This is a genomic window from Yoonia sp., assembly GCF_036007805.1.
In the GTDB taxonomy this organism is placed as follows: Bacteria; Pseudomonadota; Alphaproteobacteria; order Rhodobacterales; family Rhodobacteraceae; genus Yoonia.
This window is the reverse complement of the sequence record NZ_DASYOK010000009.1, coordinates 1-16,695: the sequence shown is the minus strand read 5'-3', so window position 1 is coordinate 16,695 and position 16,695 is coordinate 1. Positions and strand designations below refer to the sequence as shown.

Below are 16,695 nucleotides of genomic sequence, written 5' to 3'. Positions count from 1 at the left end.
TATGCATACTTTAGAGCTCACTTTTCAAAGTGTAATGTAAGCCATTATTTATTGAGGGACTGAAACGCGATGTCTCATGCCATTTTGCCCCAGCACCGTTTGCGCACCGTGTTGCCAACGATTATTGCCGTGTTTGTTTTTTTCTTTTCTGCCCCCCATGCCCAGGCGCAGGTCACCGAATTCCGGCAGGCTGTGGCCGAGGCAGCATCGAATGACCCCGATTTGCTCAGCTTTTACCGCGAGCGCGGGTTTGATGGCATTTGGAGCACGCGGGAAGACCGCAACCGCCGCAACGCTTTGCTGGCGGCGTTCAATAGCGCTGGCGACCACGGCCTGCCAAGCGACCGGTATGATGCGGCAGGTCTGATTGACCAGCTTGAGGCTGCAGCGACCCCGCAACAGCAGGGCCGGCTGGAAGTCGAACTTTCGCGCCAGTTTCTGGACTATGCCCGTGATATCCAGACAGGTCTGCTCACGCCGTCACGGATAGACTCGACGATCGTCCGGCAAATTCCGCTGCGTTCGCGGTTGAGCACAATGCGGGCTTTCGCCCAATCCAACCCTGCCGCGTTTCTGCGCGCATTGCCGCCAAGCGCGCCTGAATACACACGTCTGATGTCCGAAAAGATGCGGATGGAACGTCTGTTGGCTGATGGCGGCTGGGGCCCGACAGTGCCGGGGCAGAAATACGAGCGTGGCGATAGCGGTGCCGGTGTTGTGGCCCTGCGTAACCGCCTGATCGCAATGGGCTATCTTGAGCGGACGACGACCCAATCCTATGACGATGCGATTTTCGGCGCGATCACCCGGTTTCAGGATGCCCATGGCCTGGCCATTGATGGCACCGCAGGTCCGGGCACGCTTGCCGAGATCAACAAGCAGCCCGAAGAGCGTCTGCAGTCGATCATCGTGGCAATGGAGCGCGAGCGCTGGATCAACCGTCCGCGGGGCGAGCGTTATATCTGGGTGAACATCACGGATTTCACCGCCAAGATATTCGACAACGGTGTCGAGACGTTTTCGACCCGCTCGGTTGTGGGCGCGCGTGACCGCGACCGTATGACGCCCGAGTTTTCGGATGTAATGGAATTTATGGTCATCAATCCAAGCTGGTATGTGCCACGTTCCATCATCACCAAGGAATACCTGCCCCAGTTGCGGGCAAACCCGAATGCAGTGCGCAACCTGGTTATTACCGATCGTAATGGCCGTGTGGTTGACCGTAACAGCGCCGATTTCAGCGGGTATACCGAAACGAACTTCCCTTATTCCATGCGCGAGCCCCCAAGTCAGGGCAATGCATTGGGGTTGGTGAAGTTCATGTTCCCGAACCGCTACAACATCTATCTGCACGACACCCCCTCCAAGAGCCTCTTTGGCCGCGAGGTTCGCACCTATAGCCACGGTTGTGTGCGTCTGGCCGATCCGTTCGATTTTGCCTATGCCTTGCTTGCCAAGCAGGTCGGCAACCCCGAAGAGGTGTTTCAGGCACATCTGCGCACCGGTCGGGAACGCCGCGTCGATCTTGAGGCACCCGTCCCGGTCCACATAATCTATCGGACGGCCTTTGTGCCTGCGGACGGGCGTGTGCAATTCCGCCGCGATGTTTATGGCCGTGACGGACGTATCTGGAACGCGCTTGCGCGGGAAGGGGTGGCTCTTCGCGCCGTTCGCGGGTAAATCTGGCCCCGAAATAATACGCCCGGGGGCAGAATGGCACATCGTGTAAAAGATATCGCTGCGGCGCTGGGGGCCGATGCCTTTGGCGCCGTTGAGCTTTTGGTCAATGGCGCTTCCGAACCCGCAAGTGCGGGCCCCGATGATCTGGCACTGGCCATGAGCCCTGCCTATGGCGCGGCTTTGGGGCAAGGACGGGCGCGCGCCGGAGTTGTCTGGCCTGGTGCCGATTGGCAGGCCTTGGGGCTGGAGGCCGCGATCATCGCACCGCGCGCACGGCTTGCGATGGCGCATCTGACGCAGATGCTGGACGCTGACCTGCCACGCACAGGGATCAGCCCACAGGCGGCGATTGATCCCTCGGCCCAGATCGGGGCCAATGTGACCATCGGGGCCTTCTGCGTGATCGGTGCGGATGTTGTCATCGGCGAGGGGGCGTGGATCGCCGATCAGGTCAGCATCGCGCCGGGCGTGCAGATTGGTGCGGCGTGCCAAATTCACGCGGGCGTGCGCCTGCAACGTGGCGTGCACCTTGGTGCGCGCGTGATCCTGCACCCCAATGTGGTGATTGGCGGGGACGGCTTTTCCTTTGTGACAGCGGAACCTTCGAACGTTGAGAAGGCGCGCGAGACGTTGGGCGAGGCTGCGATGGACGCGCCTGACGATCCCACATGGCACCGGATTCATTCACTGGGTGGTGTGGTGATCGGCGATGATGTGGAAGTGGGCGCCAATGCCTGCATTGATGCAGGCACGATCCGCCCCACACGGGTGGGCAATGGCACCAAGATCGACAGCCTCGTGCAGGTTGGCCACAATGTGATTGTGGGCGCGCATTGTCTGCTATGCGCGCAGGCCGGTGTCGCCGGGTCCACGGTGATCGGCGACCGTGTGGTTGTGGGTGGCAAAGCCGGGATCGCGGATAATCTCAAAGTCGGAGACGATGTGGTCTTGGGTGGCGGCAGCGTGGTGCTGTCCAATGTCCCTGCGGGACGCGTGATGATGGGCTATCCGGCCACCAAAATGCAGGTCCATATCGAGAGCTACAAGGCCCTGCGCCGTTTGCCGCGTATCCTGCGCGATTTGGCGCAGCGTTAATTGCCTGTTTCAAATTGCTGATAGAATGACTACATCCCCGCCAAGCAACATGGGTGTGAAAAGATGAGCATCAAAGATCAGGTGATTGCAATCATAGCCGAACAGGCAATGCTGGAACCGTCCGATATCCAGATGGAGAATACGCTGGAGGATATCGGCATCGACAGCCTCGGGCTTGTCGAGAGCATTTTTGCGATCGAAGAAACCTTTGATATTTCCGTTCCCTTCAACGCCAATGACCCGACAGCCGGTGATTTTGATATCTCGTCTGTCGCGGCAATCGTAGCGGCGGTCGAAAAGCTGAAGTCCGAGCAGGCCGCCTGAATGCGGCGTGTCGTCATCACTGGGGCGGGGACGATCAATCCGCTGGGGTCTGACATGCCCAGCACACTTCTGGCGATGCAGGAAGGGCGCTGTGGCATTGGCCCGCTCGAGATCGCGGACGTGGACCGTCTTGCGATCCAGATCGGCGGACAGATCAAAGGCTATGATGAAGCGGCTCATTTCAACCGCCAGCAAATTGCGCTTTATGACCGCTTTACCCAATTCGCACTTCTGGCCGCGCGCGAGGCGATAGGTCAGTCCGGCCTCACATTTTCAGGTGAGTTGGCAGATCAATCCGGTGTCATCTTTGGCACATCGGGTGGCGGGCTGAACACGCAGGACGAAAACTACCGCGCCGTCTATGAGGCGGGCAAGAACCGCGTGCATCCCTTTATCGTTCCGCGCCTGATGAATAACGCCGCCGCAAGCCACGTGTCGATCGAATGGAACCTGCGCGGCCCGACCTTTACGGTCGCCACTGCCTGTGCCTCCTCAAACCACGCGATGGGGCAGGCCTTCAACATGGTGCGTTCCGGCATGGCCAAAGTCATGGTGACAGGCGGTTCCGAGGCGATGCTGTGCTTCGGCGGGATCAAGGCCTGGGAAGGGCTGCGCGTGATGTCACGCGACGCCTGCCGCCCGTTTTCGGCCACACGCAGTGGCATGGTGCAGGGCGAGGGTGCGGCGGTCTTTGTTTTTGAGGACTATGCGCATGCGCGGGCCCGAGGTGCAGAGATCCTTTGCGAAGTGGCGGGTTTCGCGATGTCTTCTGATGCTTGCGATATCGTGATGCCGTCCAAGCAGGGGGCTGCCCGTGCCATTGAAGGTGCGCTCCGGGACGCAAAACTCTCCAAGGATTCTGTTGGCTATATCAACGCCCATGGCACCGGCACTGCGGCCAATGACAAGACCGAATGTGCCGCTGTTGCGGATGTGTTTGGCGCACATGCCGACCAGTTGATGATATCGTCTACCAAATCCATGCATGGGCATTTGATCGGGGGCACTGGTGCGGTCGAGTTGATCGCCTGCATCATGGCACTGCGCGACGGGATTATTGCGCCGACGATTGGTTATGAAGAAGCTGATCCTGAATGCGCGCTGGATGTGGTGCCGAATGTGGCACGTGAGGCGCAGGTGGATGTCGTCTTGTCCAACGCCTTTGCCTTTGGCGGTATGAATGCAGTGATCGTGCTGCGCAGGCATTGAGCGGCGGATCTGCCGCGCAATGCCTGATAAGTGGTTGGTTATTCGGGGCTGGTTTGTGACGATGACGTAAAGCCGGCGGTAAAGCCCCTCAGCGATACATCCAGCACAACCTCTGCGTCGGGTGCTGCCGCAGGCACCAAACGGACCGTCGCGACCGAGCCGCGCTTGAACTGATCGACTTCAGCCTCTGTAAAGCCGATCCGCGCCACACAGCCCGCGCGATTGCAGAACGTAAAGGGATAGCGGCGCGCGTTCTGCCCATCCACAGCGATTGTCAGTTGTTCTGTCAGAAGCGTCTCGAGCGGGACAACCACAGTGGCCCCTGCTGCGGCGCGCTGGCCCTCGGGAAGCGGGAAAAGGTTGAATTCGGCCACGGCCACCCCGTCTTCATTGGTCAGAAGTTGATAAAGGTTGCAGGGATCGCGCGCGCCTTCCTCAGCCTTGATACAGCGCAGGGCCCAGTCCCCGAAAACCTCACGCTCGTAAGGCTCGCCGACTTGCGGGCCAAGCGGTTCACCCAAGGCTAGCCCGTCTTCAGCAGTGGGTGCTGCCTCGTCTGTTGTCTCTTGTGCCAGTGCCATGCCGGGATGAGCCAGAAAGGCGGCCAAAAGGGCGGATTTCAATAGACTGCGCATAGATTTGTTCCTCATTCGCTTTTGGGCGGCTTAACATGGGGCGGGCGGGGTGTCAGGGGCAAAAACCTGTGACTGCGCTGGCTTCCGCTCACAATTTCGGGTGCCAGAAAAGAAGAAGGGCCCCGAAAGGACCCCGCTTCATGTTCTCCCTGTCGGACTTGGCCGACTAATTGGACTGAAGCTACGAAAACCGAAAGTGACCGTCAACAGCAAAAATTTGACGGTTTGGTGAGGACTGTTGTTTCCCTACGCCACAGAAAAAAGCCGTGCCCGAAGGCACGGCCAGTCAAACAGGGAGGACGTATGCAAAAATGCCAATCTCTGACACGATCGCGCGCTTTAAGGTGGCACGATTTGGTTAACGATGTATTTTGACTATTAAATTTATGCAGGGAAGGCTGATATGTCTGAGAGTATCTTTATTGGTGGCGGTGGTGAGGACTACGGCGCACCCCAAATGCTTTTACTGGATAAGGCCAACCGGCACGGTCTGATCGCAGGGGCGACGGGCACCGGCAAGACAGTGACTTTGCAGATCATGGCCGAAGGATTTTCAGCGGCAGGGGTGCCGGTGTTTCTGTCAGATGTGAAAGGTGATCTGTCCGGTCTGGCGCTCAGCGGCTCGGCCGATTTCAAACTGCACGCCCCCTTTATGGCGCGCGCCGAAACAATCGGGCTTGACCTGCAATACGACAGTTTTCCTGTCACCTTCTGGGATCTCTTTGGCGAAAAGGGCCATCCGATCCGCGCCACGATTGCAGAAATGGGGCCTTTGCTGCTGTCGCGCCTGATGGACCTGACCGATGTGCAAGAGGGCGTGTTGAACGTCGCGTTTCGGGTCGCGGATGATGAGGGTCTGCCGCTCTTGGATCTCAAGGACCTGCAGGCCTTGCTGGTTTGGGTCGGGCAAAACGCGCAGGCGCTGTCGTTGCGCTATGGCAATGTAGCGGCCTCCTCTGTGGGGGCGATCCAGCGGCAATTGCTGGTGCTGGAAAATCAGGGCGGCTCGGCCCTGTTCGGGGAACCGGCGCTTGATCTGGCCGATATGATGCGCACCCGCGATGACGGGCGCGGCGAGATCAACATCCTGGCCGCCGATCAGCTGATGGGCAGCCCGCGCCTCTATGCGACATTCCTGCTTTGGCTGCTGTCGGAACTGTTTGAAGAACTGCCCGAGGTCGGCAACCCTGACAAACCCAAGCTTGTGTTCTTCTTTGACGAAGCGCACCTGCTCTTTGACGACGCGCCCAAAGCGCTGGTCGATAAGGTCGAGCAGGTCGCGCGTTTGATCCGCTCCAAAGGTGTGGGCGTCTATTTCGTGACCCAGAACCCCGGCGATATTCCTGATGATGTACTGGGACAATTGGGCAACCGTGTGCAACATGCGCTGCGTGCCTTTACCGCCAAGGACCGCAAAGAGCTCAAGACTGCGGCGGAAACCTATCGCGATAATCCCGCCTTTGACACAGCGCAGGCCATCCAGGAGGTGGGCACCGGCGAGGCCGTGACGTCATTCCTTGATCGCAAAGGTATTCCGCAGGTGGTGGAGCGGACGCTGATCCGCCCGCCCTCGTCGCAACTGGGGCCGATTGATGAACCGACCCGCAAGGCGATTATGAGCATCTCGGACATGGCGGGCAAATACGACAAGACGCTGGACCGTGAGAGTGCGTTTGAAATCCTGAGCAAGCGGGCCGACGCAGCCGCGAAAGCCGCCGAGGAGGCCGAAGCCGAAGAGGCGCGCCTTGAAGAAAAAGAGCGCGAGTTCAAGGCGGCGCGGCGCTATGACGGGGGTAGCACGACACGCAAGTCATCGTCCCGTAAATCGTCAGATGAAGGTTTCGGCGGCGCTTTGGCGTCTGTTGTGGTGAAAGAGTTGAAAGGCACAACAGGCCGCCGGATCGTGCGCGGCATTCTGGGCGGGCTATTCAAGGGGCGGTAGGCCGTCGGGCTTTACTGCAGCTGCAGCCCAAGAAACAACACGGCCAAAGGTACCGGCGAGACCGCGATTGCAATCGTCAAAAAGACAAGGACTGGTGAGAATATTCCGCTCAGACCTGCGACCATCATGATCCCGCCGCCGCCGCCGATGATTGAATTTCCAGGCGTATTCACTGCAATCGCTAGGGCGATATAGCGGTACTTCAACCCGATGTGCACCGCACGTTTGGACTGACCGTCCAGCAGCATCGCAAGCCTGTCGTCGCCGGACAGCGGTGCGGCGCGGGCGACGAGGGCCGCGGCGCGTTGCATGTGGAGCAAGTTTAGGAAACGCTCCAGTGCGCCAATCGGAAGAAACCGCCCGATCGTATAGGCGAGCATCATTGAGGCGACGGTCGCCACATAGATCAGCGGAGCGATGCCAGGGCCAAAGGCCGCCAGCATCGCAATCCCAATTTCTGCACCTGGAACAAAGGGCAAGGCCAGCAATCCGATATAGGCCACTGCACCGAGCATGATGCTCCGATGGACCATCGCCTCGTTCCCGGGTCTGATTTCGAGGTTCAGTGCATCTTTGATCAAATGCACGCCCCAAGCAGCCAACACAAGAAAAGCGATCAGGATCAAAAACCGCACCACGAATTTCGTCGTGCTCGTACGTGATGGGTTCACAGGTGCGGCCTTATCCGGTGACGTTCGGATCAATAGGCGGCGTTGTCGATCCTTCAGCCGAGAAGCGGATCTGATGGTTCCAGTACCACCGCCGCGTCGTCCATGTGCCAGCAAGCTGCATCTGGTCTTCGGTCACGGTTCCGTACCAGACGACCGTATGCGGTGCGTCGGGGCAGCGTGTCGTGGCCGTAAAGTGGATCACATCATCAACCAGTTTCGTTTGGTAGTCGCTCCAACCGAAGTCGCAGTAAGTCTGGCAATTCACGGATTGAAACGTTCCGTCGCGAAAAACGAGCTCATCCAGCAAGACTGTGCCACTGTCGAGATCAACACCTTCAATAAAGTAGGATTGACCATCCAATATCTCACCCGCGGACCAATCACCCTCGGGCACGGCAAGATCTGCAATCTCGGGCTTCATGACTGTCATCGTTGCGGCACCGGTCCCCACCGTAGCCATGGCGATCGCTGCAACTTGTAGAATCTGACTCATAACGATCTCCGGTAAACACCTTGTGTCGCGCGTCGATAGATGCGGTTCGCATATTAGGATGATAATGGCAGGACCGCTCAGAACAAAGTAAATTCTCACGCGAATCATGCGCGTCGCGTATCGGACACCGACCTTGTACGCAAAACCAGCGTCATGCCCGTTTGTTGCGCAACACGAGATTTGAGGGCGCTAGCGGGCTGCGCCTGTCAAAGCTTCCTAATCTTCAGCGTCGCCAGCCGGTTTTCATCCTTGGCCAGTACCTCAAAGCGGAAGCCGTGGAACGAGAACACCTGACCTTCGACAGGGATCATCTGGGCCTCGTGGATGACCAGACCGGCGACGGTATTGGCCTCGTCATCGGGCAGGTTCCAGTCGTGGGCGCGGTTGAGGTCGCGGATCGTCATGCCGCCGTCAATGATATAGGCACCGTCCGAGGTGGCCTCGATCTGGTCCTCTTCATGGTCGTCGAATTCATCGGCGATTTCGCCTACGATTTCTTCAAGGATATCCTCCAGCGTGATCAGACCTTGCAGCGCGCCGTATTCATCCACCACCAGCGCGAAATGCGTCTTGCGCTTGAGGAAGTTACGCATCTGGTCATCAAGCGTCGTGGTGTCGGGCACGAAATAGGGGGGCATCGCGACTTTCATCACGTCAAAGGCCGCCAGGCCCGCCGCATCATCCCCGCCGCGCAGCAGCTTGTGCATCGCGCGCAGCAGGTCTTTGGCGTGGATCACGCCGACAATGTTTTCCTGTTCGCCACGATAAAGGGGCAGCCGCGTGTGGGGACTTTGTAGGATCTGCTCGAGGATTTCCTCTGGTGGCAGATCGGCGTCCACCATCTCGATCTGCGAGCGGTGCAACATGATTTCTTCGACCGCACGTTCATTGAGGTCCAGCGCGCCCAAAATACGGTCGCGGTCCTCTTTTTGCACGATCCCCTCGGAATGGCCCAGTGAGAGCGCACCTGCGATCTCTTCGCGCACGGCAAGGATATTGCTGTCTGGGTCCGTGCGCACACCAAACAGAAACAGCACACCGCGCACCAGATAGCGCACGGCAGCCACGATGGGCGAAAAGACAAAGACGATCACCGAAATCGGGCGCGCCACGCCGGAGGCCACGGTTTCGGGGTTGGTGATGGCAAAGGTTTTCGGAAGCACCTCGGCAAAGATCAGCACCAGAAGCGTCATGATCAAGGTCGCGGCAGCCACACCGTTCTGGCCGAACAGTTTGGTCAGGACGGCTGTCGCCAGCGATGTCGCTAGAATATTCACAACGTTATTGCCCAACAGGACAGACCCGATCAGGCGTTCGTTGTCTTCGGTAATCTTGAGCGCGCGTTCGGCCCCCTTTGAGCCTTTGTCAGCGGCGGAACGCAGTTTGCCCCGAGAGGCCGCTGTCAGCGCCGTTTCCGAGCCGGAAAAGAAGGCCGAAAGAACGAGAAGAATAAGAATGGCGCCAGCGGTCAACCAAAAGGCGGCGTCAAGAGAAGCGGTTTCCATCAGAGGCTTTCAAACAAGAACATCGTTGTTATGGGGGGTCTGGGCGTCAGCTTCAAGACTTGGCGCCTTTTGCAAGGGGATGATGGTCCAAAACAAGCGATTTCAGCCGCTCATCCAGCACATGTGTGTAAATTTCGGTCGTTGCGACATCGGCATGGCCAAGCATCGTCTGGATGGACCGCAGATCGGCCCCGCCCGCCAGCAGATGTGTCGCAAAGGCATGGCGCAGCGTATGCGGTGTGACCTTGGCTGGCGAGACGCCGCCGACAACAGCGAATTCCTTGATCAGCCCGAAAAACCGGTGCCGTGTCAGGTGCCCCGCCTTGCCGCGTGACGGAAAGAGGAATTTCGAGGGGGGGATCCCTTGCTTGCGCGCGGCCACTTCAGCCACATCGCGCTCTTTGAGATAAAGCGCCAAAGCATCGCGCGCCGAAGGTGACAATGGCACAAGACGTTCCTTGTCGCCTTTGCCGCGCACCAACAGCATGCGCGGATCACCCCGTGCAGCCGAAACCGGCAGGCTGACCAACTCGGTGACCCGCATACCCGTGGCATAGAGCAGTTCCATCAGGCAGGTGTTGCGCAATGCTTCGCGCGGGGTATTGCGCGCGGCATCCAGCAGCCTGTCGACCTCGGCAATCGAAAGTGTTTTGGGAAGACGCTGCGTGCGGCCGGGGCCTTTGATCTGGATGGCGGGGTTGTCGTCGCGCCACCCTTCCTCGAACGCAAAGCGGTAGAGTTGCTTGATCGCCGAAAGCCTGCGTGCCCGCGTGCTGTTTGCCAGCCCTTCATGTTCGCAATCAATCAGATAGCTTTCCACGTGATCGCGCGTCGCATTCGCGAAATGCAGCTTTTTGTGCGAAAGCCACGCGGCGAAATCCTGAAGATCGCGGGCATAGGCCAATTGCGTGTTTGTGGCCGCATCCAGTTCTGCCGCCTGCGCTTCCAGAAAGACCTGCACCCAACGCGCCATCGGTTGATCGGTTGGGGTCATGCCCTGCGGTCCAGCAACATCAATTGCAACGCAGCCCGGCGCGCCAGATCTTCCAGCCCCACCGCACGGAACAGCAAAAGCGCATCTGTGACGGATCGCAGATCACCCTCTGCGCCTTCAGCAAAAAGGGCAACTGCGCGCAACAGGGCCTCGCCCAACTGACCTGCGTCCACTTGGCTTTCCAATGCGGCAGGGAGCGGCGCGTTATCAAAGCCGTTCCGAATAGCGCGTGCTTGGGGTGAAGTGGCGCGCACTTCTTGCGGCAAGCCCTGCGCGATCCCGATCAGGAATGGATCGAAACCGGCACCGGTTGCCGCATTGGCGACCGATTCATAGTCTGGCGACAACAGACCCACTTCAAACGCGATCACGGCGGCTTCGCCGGACAAAGGCACATCCTGCAGCGCCGCGCCGTAGAGTTTGGCGAACTGCACTTCGACACGCGCCTGCTGCATCGCAGCCCAAGCCTCGGGCAGGGTGCGTGCCACGCGGGCAGGGTCATTCGCGGCCATCGCCGCATCAAAACGCTGGATTGCGGCAGCGCGATCCCAGATCCCGCCAGAGGCCGCGGGGGTGCGGGCGGTGTATTGTTTCAACAGGACATTTTCAGAAATGGCCCCCAAGCGGGCCAGACGCTCAGCCGCCTCAAGCTGGGCTTTCCAGGCGGTCGTCGGTTGCAGATCCGCATGGGAGAAGGCCAAGGGCAGGGTAGCGGTAATCAGTGGCTCGCCAATCGCGGCATGCATGCGGAATGTCAGCGGGCTGATGCGGGCAGGCGGCGTCAGCGGCGGCTCACCCTCGTAAAGCTCGGGGTCCAGAAAGCGCGACAAGAGCGCCTCTTCCTGCGGGTTGATATCGCCCAGCACGCGGTGTGTGTTCAATGACAGGGCCGCAGCAGGCCAGTCACCGGTGCGGGCAAGACAGAAGATACGCGCCGAAAATGTAGGTGCAATCGCAGGTGTGCTGCGCATGGCGTCGCAGGCGTAATCCTCGGTCCCCGTCAGCAACGCCACATCGAACCAGCGCCGGAACAGTGGTGCGGTATCGGGATCGGCCTGTTCAATCAGCGCTTGCGCGGGTTCCAGCGCGCCCATATCGAGGAGTTTGTCGACACGGGCGAGAAACAGCGCCCCTTCGCCATCCGCGCCACGCGGCGGATCGGCCTCGGCCAGCATCAGCACTTTGAGAAAGTCCTGCAAGGCCGGCACCGTATCAATACGCTCGGCGCGGACAAGATCAACCAGCACAACCTCATCGCTGGCGGCCCAAAGCGTCGCGGGCAGGCCGGTCACGTCGGAAGACAGCAGACCGATGGGGTCTTTGGAGGGGCGGTCCAATGGTGTCACCTGCACATCGGGCGAGGTGGCATCACCCACAGCAGGGGGTTCGTAGAGTGGCGTCGGCTCGACGCTGCGCGACAGCCATTCAATGGCGGACAGCGGTTCGTTTTGCCCGTCGCCTTGCGCGGACACCGAGGTTGCCGTCAGGCAAAATGCCAAACCAAATGCCTTAGTTTGTTTCCAGCGTAACAGGATAGTTTACCTCTTCTGAGGGGGCTGCGAAATCGGTCGGAAAAAAGAGAGGACCGATATAGGCATAGGCCACAAGGCCCAGACCCGTGATAATAATCAAAAATAAAACTGCCTTGATGAGCCGCCACATTGTCTGCCCCAATTCGTATATTGCCTCAATATGCGGGTTCTTGCCCGCTTGTTGAAGGGATTATATATGGCCTTTCGCGCAAGATCACGGCATTCATTCATTAAATTTTGCGTTCGGCAGAGGTTAGCCGACAAGAAAGGCAGTATTGCGATGGCCGAAGGGCAGTCCTATCACCTCAAACGGACCATTGTTTTGGTGGGCATGATGGGGTCTGGAAAGACCGCGATCGGACGCGCCTTGGCGGCCGCACTTGATGTGCCGTTTGTGGATAGTGATGCGGCCATCGAAGAGGCAGCGGCGTCGACGATTGCCGAAATATTTGCCCGTGATGGTGAGGCTTTTTTCCGCAAACGCGAGGCAGAGGTGCTCAAAAGGCTCTTGTCGGGTCCTCCGGGGGTTGTTTCAACCGGCGGCGGGGCATTTCTGGCCGAGGGCAACCGCAAGGCCATTGCACAGATGGGTGTGGCCGTCTGGCTGGATGCGGACCTGAAGATTTTATGGGAACGTGTGCGCCACAAAGACACGCGGCCCTTGCTGCGCACCGCCGACCCCCAAGCCACGCTAGCGGCGCTCTATGCCGAACGGACGCCAATTTATGCGCTTGCAGGGTTGAAGATCGACGTCAAAGAAAACGCCAGTATCGACGAGACGATGCGTTCCGTGCGCGACATACTGGCCAGCCGCCCCGATATTCTGGAGATCACCTAAATGACCGCTACCGTCCACGTCGATTTGCCCGGCCGTGCCTATGACATTCTGATTGGCCCCGGTGTGCTGTCGCAGGCAGGCACGCGCATCGCCCAGATGGGGGGGCGGCGGCATGTCTGTATTCTGACGGATGAGAATGTCGCGGGCTTGCATCTGGCGCAGTTGCAAACGTCGTTGACGGACGCGGGGCTGAAGAGTGAGGCGCTGGCCTTGCCGCCAGGCGAGGCCACGAAATGCTGGGCGCAGTTGGAACGCTCTGTCGAGTGGTTGCTGGAACAGAAGGTCGAGCGCGGCGATATTGTGGTGGCCTTTGGCGGTGGCGTGATAGGTGATCTGGCGGGCTTTGCCGCCGCGATCCTGCGGCGCGGCGTGCGCTTTGTGCAAATTCCGACCTCGCTTCTGGCGCAGGTGGATAGTTCGGTAGGCGGCAAGACCGGCATCAATTCCCCCAGCGGCAAGAACCTGATTGGGGCCTTTCATCAACCCAGCCTCGTGCTGGCCGATACCGCTTTGCTGGGCACGCTGACATCGCGCGATTTTCTGGCGGGATACGGCGAGGTCGTCAAATACGGGCTTTTGGGCGATGCGGCGTTCTTTGACTGGCTTGAGGCCGAAGGGCCAGCACTGGCTACGGGCGATATGGATGCGCGCGTGCGTGCCGTGACGCGGTCCTGTGAAATGAAGGCCGATATCGTGCAGCGTGACGAGACCGAGCAGGGCGACCGTGCGTTGTTGAACCTTGGCCATACGTTCTGTCATGCGCTCGAAGCCGCAACGGGCTATTCCGACCGTCTTTTACACGGTGAAGGGGTGGCGATTGGCTGTGCGCTGGCGTTCGAGCTTTCTGCGCGCATGGGGCTTTGCAGTCAGGAAGACCCCAGCCGTGTGCGCGCGCACCTGCGTGCCATGGGCATGAAGGTCGATATCCGCGATATCCCGGGCGAATTGCCCGATGCGGCGGGCCTGCTGGCGCTGATGGGGCAGGACAAGAAAGTGCTGGATGGCAAGCTGCGGTTTATTCTGGCGCGCGGGATCGGCGATGCCTTCATCACGTCCGATGTGCCGAGAGAGGCTGTTTTGGGTGTCTTGGAAGACGCGCTTGGCGCACCGTCGCGGGGGTGATCGCGGCGTAGCTTCGCTGCAATACGAGGTCCCGGATCACGTCCGGGACTGCGTTGCCCCTAATCGTCGTCGTCGCGGCCATCCAACCGGATGCCGTGTTTCTTTGCAAAGTTCAGGAACAGCGGGATTTCCAGAAGCGCAAAGCAGACAATCGTGAAGATCACCCAGTTTGTTTCGTAGAATACCAGCGTAAAGGTCACGCCTGTGCCCCAGAACCATGCACCGGCCACAATCAGGGCCAGTACATTCAGGGCCAGATCAATGCCCATCAGCTTGTTGATCGTTTTTTCCTCAAGCGAGGGAAAGATCCCCAGATAGGCAACCGCCAGAATAATGCCGATCAGGATCAGGATCTGTGCTTCGGGTGCGAGAACCATGGGCTTTAGAACGGGATTTCGTCGTCCATGTCGCTGCCGCCGCCGGATGGTGCTCCACCACCGCTGCCGCCGCCATAGCCACCATCGTTGCCGCCGTAGTTGCCACCGGATGCGCCACCTCCATAGCCGCCACCGCCGCCATAGTTGCCGCCACCGCCACCTTCGTTGCGGCTGTCCAGCATGGTCAGCGTGCCGTCATAGCCGTTCAGCACCACTTCTGTCGAATAGCGGTCCTGACCGGACTGGTCCTGCCATTTGCGGGTCTGCAATTTGCCTTCGATGTAAACCTTGGACCCTTTCTTGAGGTACTGTTCCGCGATGCGCACCAGCCCTTCCTGAAAAATCGCCACAGTGTGCCATTCGGTCTTTTCGCGGCGCTCGCCGGTGTTTTTGTCTTTCCAGTTTTCGGATGTTGCGATGCGCAGGTTGGCGACCTTGCCACCGTTCTGGAACGTCCGCACTTCAGGGTCAGCACCCAGATTACCGATGAGAATAACTTTGTTGACTGATCCGGCCATGATGGCACCTCCGACGATTCTGCTTTGCGCTTTTGTGACAGACACGGGATGGCGCAACAAGGTTAACGAGTGGTTCACGTGCAAGAGCATTGGCGTGGGCAGTCAAAAGGACTAGGTATCTCTCATGCGAAACCGACGAGAGCGCCCGTGATGTCCCGACTGCAAGTGATTGCCTGCCTGTTGGTCGCTTTGGCCGCCACACCCGTCGGCGCACAAGAGCAGGTGTCCACCATGTCGCGGTCAGGGCTGCTGAAAAGCCAGACATCGGTTTTGGACGGACGTGCCGCCGCGCAATACGAGAATTCGGTCCGCCTTCAGCCGCCCCGCGCGGAAGGGATTACGCGCACCCCCGCCTACACAGGCACCTACAACGGCCCGCATTTGCGCACCGCACAAGTAGCAGCGACGCGGCATGGTATTCCGGTGGGCTTATTTCTGCGCCTTGTCGCGCAGGAAAGCGGTTGGAACCCGACGGCACGGTCTGTCAAAGGCGCTTTGGGGTTGGCGCAGTTGATGCCCGAAACCGCGCGTGCGTTGGGGGTTGATCCGCTGGATCCGGCACAAAACCTTGAGGGTGGCGCGCGCTATCTGCGTGCGCAATATGAGGCCTTCGGTTCATGGCCACTGGCACTGGCGGCCTATAACGCAGGGCCGGGTGCAGTTGAGCGGTATCGCGGTATTCCGCCTTTTGCGGAAACGCAAAATTATGTGCAGGTGATCTGGGGCGACTAGCGTGCCTGTTCAAGTCCGTGCAGGTGCTGTCCCCTTCGTGCGGAAATCCGTGGGGGCCTGGCCTGATTTTTCCTGAAAGCTGCGAGTGAAATAGGCGGGCGAGCTGAACCCTAGACGCTTGGCTATTTCCTGCACGGGGATGGTTGTGTCGCGCAGCAATGTGCAGGCCTCATAGTGGATGCGGTCATTGAGCAGGGACAGGGCAGAGCGGCCACAGGTCTGCCGGCAACTGCGCGCCAGATGCGTGGGCGTGACACCAAGGGCTGCGGCATAGCTCGCCACACTGCGATCCGAGCGGAAATCCTGCGCGATCAAGGTGGTATATTGCGCGACAAGCTTGGCCGCGGCGGTCGCGCGTCGTGCGTCGATCGTTGCAGGGTTGCGCACGGCCAGTTGGCGTTCCACAAAAATCCCCAACAGGCCAAAGTGACACAGTGCGGCGCGCTGATCGCCCGTTGGCTTGAGTTCCCGTTCAATCGCCTCGATCAGCGAGACCAGTTCCTTTTGCGGCACTACATCCAAGAGCCGCAGATGAAACGGCGTCTCCGGCCATCCGTTCGTGTCGGGCAAGGTGAGGATCTGGCCAAACACTGTCGGGCCAACCTCGATGCCGTACATCGTATGGGGCGGAATATAGATCATGTTGTTGGGGCCATAGCCATTGGTCAGACCAGCCACTGTGATCCGGCCCTGACCTTTGGTGATGTGGATCAAGCGCGCTGTGCTATGGCTGCGCATGGCTTCGGTGCGCCAGCGGGACGCAGGACCGCCATGGGTGAGTGTCGCCAGCGCAAGTGCGGCGTGATCGGTGCTCATCATGTTCATCAACTTGCCTCATTGTTGATTTTTGGCAAGTCTTTGCAGATTTCGCTTTGGATTCAATCCGCTGACGTATCAGCGAATCGGAGTGTTGCAGATAAGTCAGTGCTGTCTGCCGCGATATGGTGCCAATCCTTATGCCGCGCGCGGAACCATGTGCGCTGGCGCTTGGCATATTGCCGTGACGCAATGATCGCGGCCTCGCGGGC

At 59.4% G+C, this 16,695-nt stretch carries 18 protein-coding genes and 1 pseudogene; 8 read left to right on the top strand and 11 right to left on the bottom strand.

Annotation, left to right across the window (positions count from 1 at the left end):
• Positions 1-69 precede the first annotated feature (69 nt).
• From VGP75_RS00355 to VGP75_RS00340, 4 genes are all read left to right on the top strand, one after another.
• Positions 70-1,680 carry a L,D-transpeptidase family protein gene (locus tag VGP75_RS00355; RefSeq protein ID WP_327541752.1) on the top strand — a complete coding sequence of 537 codons (1,611 nt, stop codon included), beginning with the start codon at positions 70-72 and terminating at the stop codon, positions 1,678-1,680.
• A 33-nt stretch (positions 1,681-1,713) separates the two neighbouring features.
• Positions 1,714-2,775, top strand: coding sequence for a UDP-3-O-(3-hydroxymyristoyl)glucosamine N-acyltransferase (locus tag VGP75_RS00350; RefSeq protein ID WP_327541751.1), 1,062 nt, complete (start codon positions 1,714-1,716; stop codon positions 2,773-2,775).
• Between the two features lie 63 nt (positions 2,776-2,838).
• Positions 2,839-3,099, top strand: a complete 261-nt coding sequence (locus VGP75_RS00345) for an acyl carrier protein (RefSeq protein ID WP_110278699.1) — start codon at positions 2,839-2,841, stop codon at positions 3,097-3,099.
• Entirely contained in the window at positions 3,100-4,308 is a 1,209-nt protein-coding gene (locus tag VGP75_RS00340) for a beta-ketoacyl-[acyl-carrier-protein] synthase family protein (protein ID WP_327541750.1), read from the top strand.
• A gap of 38 nt (positions 4,309-4,346) precedes the next feature.
• Here the strand turns inward: VGP75_RS00340 and VGP75_RS00335 are convergent, their stop codons facing one another.
• A complete protein-coding gene (locus VGP75_RS00335) occupies positions 4,347-4,943 on the bottom strand; it encodes an invasion associated locus B family protein (RefSeq protein WP_327541749.1) in 597 nt (198 codons plus the stop codon).
• 403 nt (positions 4,944-5,346) lie between these two features.
• Here VGP75_RS00335 and VGP75_RS00330 point away from each other — a divergent pair, with 403 nt between their 5' ends.
• Complete coding sequence (locus tag VGP75_RS00330; RefSeq protein WP_327541748.1) at positions 5,347-6,885, top strand: helicase HerA-like domain-containing protein; 1,539 nt, start codon at positions 5,347-5,349, stop codon at positions 6,883-6,885.
• Positions 6,886-6,896: 11 nt separating this feature from the next.
• On the opposite strand, the gene VGP75_RS00325 is transcribed toward VGP75_RS00330, so the two are convergent.
• The 6 genes from VGP75_RS00325 to VGP75_RS00300 all read right to left on the bottom strand — a co-directional run bounded on the left by VGP75_RS00325 (position 6,897) and on the right by VGP75_RS00300 (position 12,210).
• On the bottom strand, positions 6,897-7,556 hold the full coding sequence (locus VGP75_RS00325) for a hypothetical protein (RefSeq protein WP_327541747.1): 660 nt from the start codon (positions 7,554-7,556) through the stop codon (positions 6,897-6,899).
• 10 nt (positions 7,557-7,566) lie between these two features.
• Positions 7,567-8,049: a hypothetical protein gene (locus VGP75_RS00320; protein ID WP_327541746.1), complete on the bottom strand. Its 483-nt coding sequence runs from the start codon at positions 8,047-8,049 to the stop codon at positions 7,567-7,569.
• 206 nt (positions 8,050-8,255) lie between these two features.
• Positions 8,256-9,554 (bottom strand): HlyC/CorC family transporter, encoded by a 1,299-nt coding sequence (locus tag VGP75_RS00315; RefSeq protein ID WP_327541745.1) that lies wholly within the window; start codon positions 9,552-9,554, stop codon positions 8,256-8,258.
• A 52-nt stretch (positions 9,555-9,606) separates the two neighbouring features.
• Complete coding sequence (locus tag VGP75_RS00310) at positions 9,607-10,548, bottom strand: site-specific tyrosine recombinase XerD (RefSeq protein WP_327541744.1); 942 nt, start codon at positions 10,546-10,548, stop codon at positions 9,607-9,609.
• A complete protein-coding gene (locus tag VGP75_RS00305) occupies positions 10,545-12,047 on the bottom strand; it encodes a hypothetical protein (protein WP_327541743.1) in 1,503 nt (500 codons plus the stop codon). The genes VGP75_RS00310 and VGP75_RS00305 overlap by 4 nt, the downstream gene beginning before the upstream one ends.
• Before the next feature lie 10 nt (positions 12,048-12,057).
• A complete protein-coding gene (locus VGP75_RS00300; protein WP_327541742.1) occupies positions 12,058-12,210 on the bottom strand; it encodes a hypothetical protein in 153 nt (50 codons plus the stop codon).
• Between the two features lie 150 nt (positions 12,211-12,360).
• Here VGP75_RS00300 and VGP75_RS00295 point away from each other — a divergent pair, with 150 nt between their 5' ends.
• Both VGP75_RS00295 and aroB read left to right on the top strand, forming a co-directional pair.
• Positions 12,361-12,918 carry a shikimate kinase gene (locus VGP75_RS00295; RefSeq protein ID WP_327541741.1) on the top strand — a complete coding sequence of 186 codons (558 nt, stop codon included), beginning with the start codon at positions 12,361-12,363 and terminating at the stop codon, positions 12,916-12,918.
• The gene (gene aroB, locus VGP75_RS00290) at positions 12,919-14,040 is read left to right on the top strand and encodes a 3-dehydroquinate synthase (RefSeq protein WP_327541740.1); all 1,122 of its coding nucleotides are present in this window, start codon (positions 12,919-12,921) and stop codon (positions 14,038-14,040) included.
• 59 nt (positions 14,041-14,099) lie between these two features.
• Here the strand turns inward: aroB and VGP75_RS00285 are convergent, their stop codons facing one another.
• Positions 14,100-14,417, bottom strand: coding sequence for a hypothetical protein (locus tag VGP75_RS00285; RefSeq protein ID WP_327541739.1), 318 nt, complete (start codon positions 14,415-14,417; stop codon positions 14,100-14,102).
• 5 nt (positions 14,418-14,422) lie between these two features.
• Positions 14,423-14,935: a single-stranded DNA-binding protein gene (locus VGP75_RS00280; RefSeq protein WP_327541738.1), complete on the bottom strand. Its 513-nt coding sequence runs from the start codon at positions 14,933-14,935 to the stop codon at positions 14,423-14,425.
• A 150-nt stretch (positions 14,936-15,085) separates the two neighbouring features.
• Here VGP75_RS00280 and VGP75_RS00275 point away from each other — a divergent pair, with 150 nt between their 5' ends.
• On the top strand, positions 15,086-15,667 hold the full coding sequence (locus VGP75_RS00275) for a lytic transglycosylase domain-containing protein (RefSeq protein WP_327541737.1): 582 nt from the start codon (positions 15,086-15,088) through the stop codon (positions 15,665-15,667).
• A 9-nt stretch (positions 15,668-15,676) separates the two neighbouring features.
• Here VGP75_RS00275 and VGP75_RS00270 read toward each other — a convergent pair whose 3' ends face one another.
• Positions 15,677-16,492, bottom strand: a complete 816-nt coding sequence (locus VGP75_RS00270; RefSeq protein WP_327541736.1) for a helix-turn-helix transcriptional regulator — start codon at positions 16,490-16,492, stop codon at positions 15,677-15,679.
• A gap of 53 nt (positions 16,493-16,545) precedes the next feature.
• Positions 16,546-16,695: pseudogene (locus tag VGP75_RS00265) on the bottom strand (tRNA (adenosine(37)-N6)-dimethylallyltransferase MiaA); the annotation flags it as partial.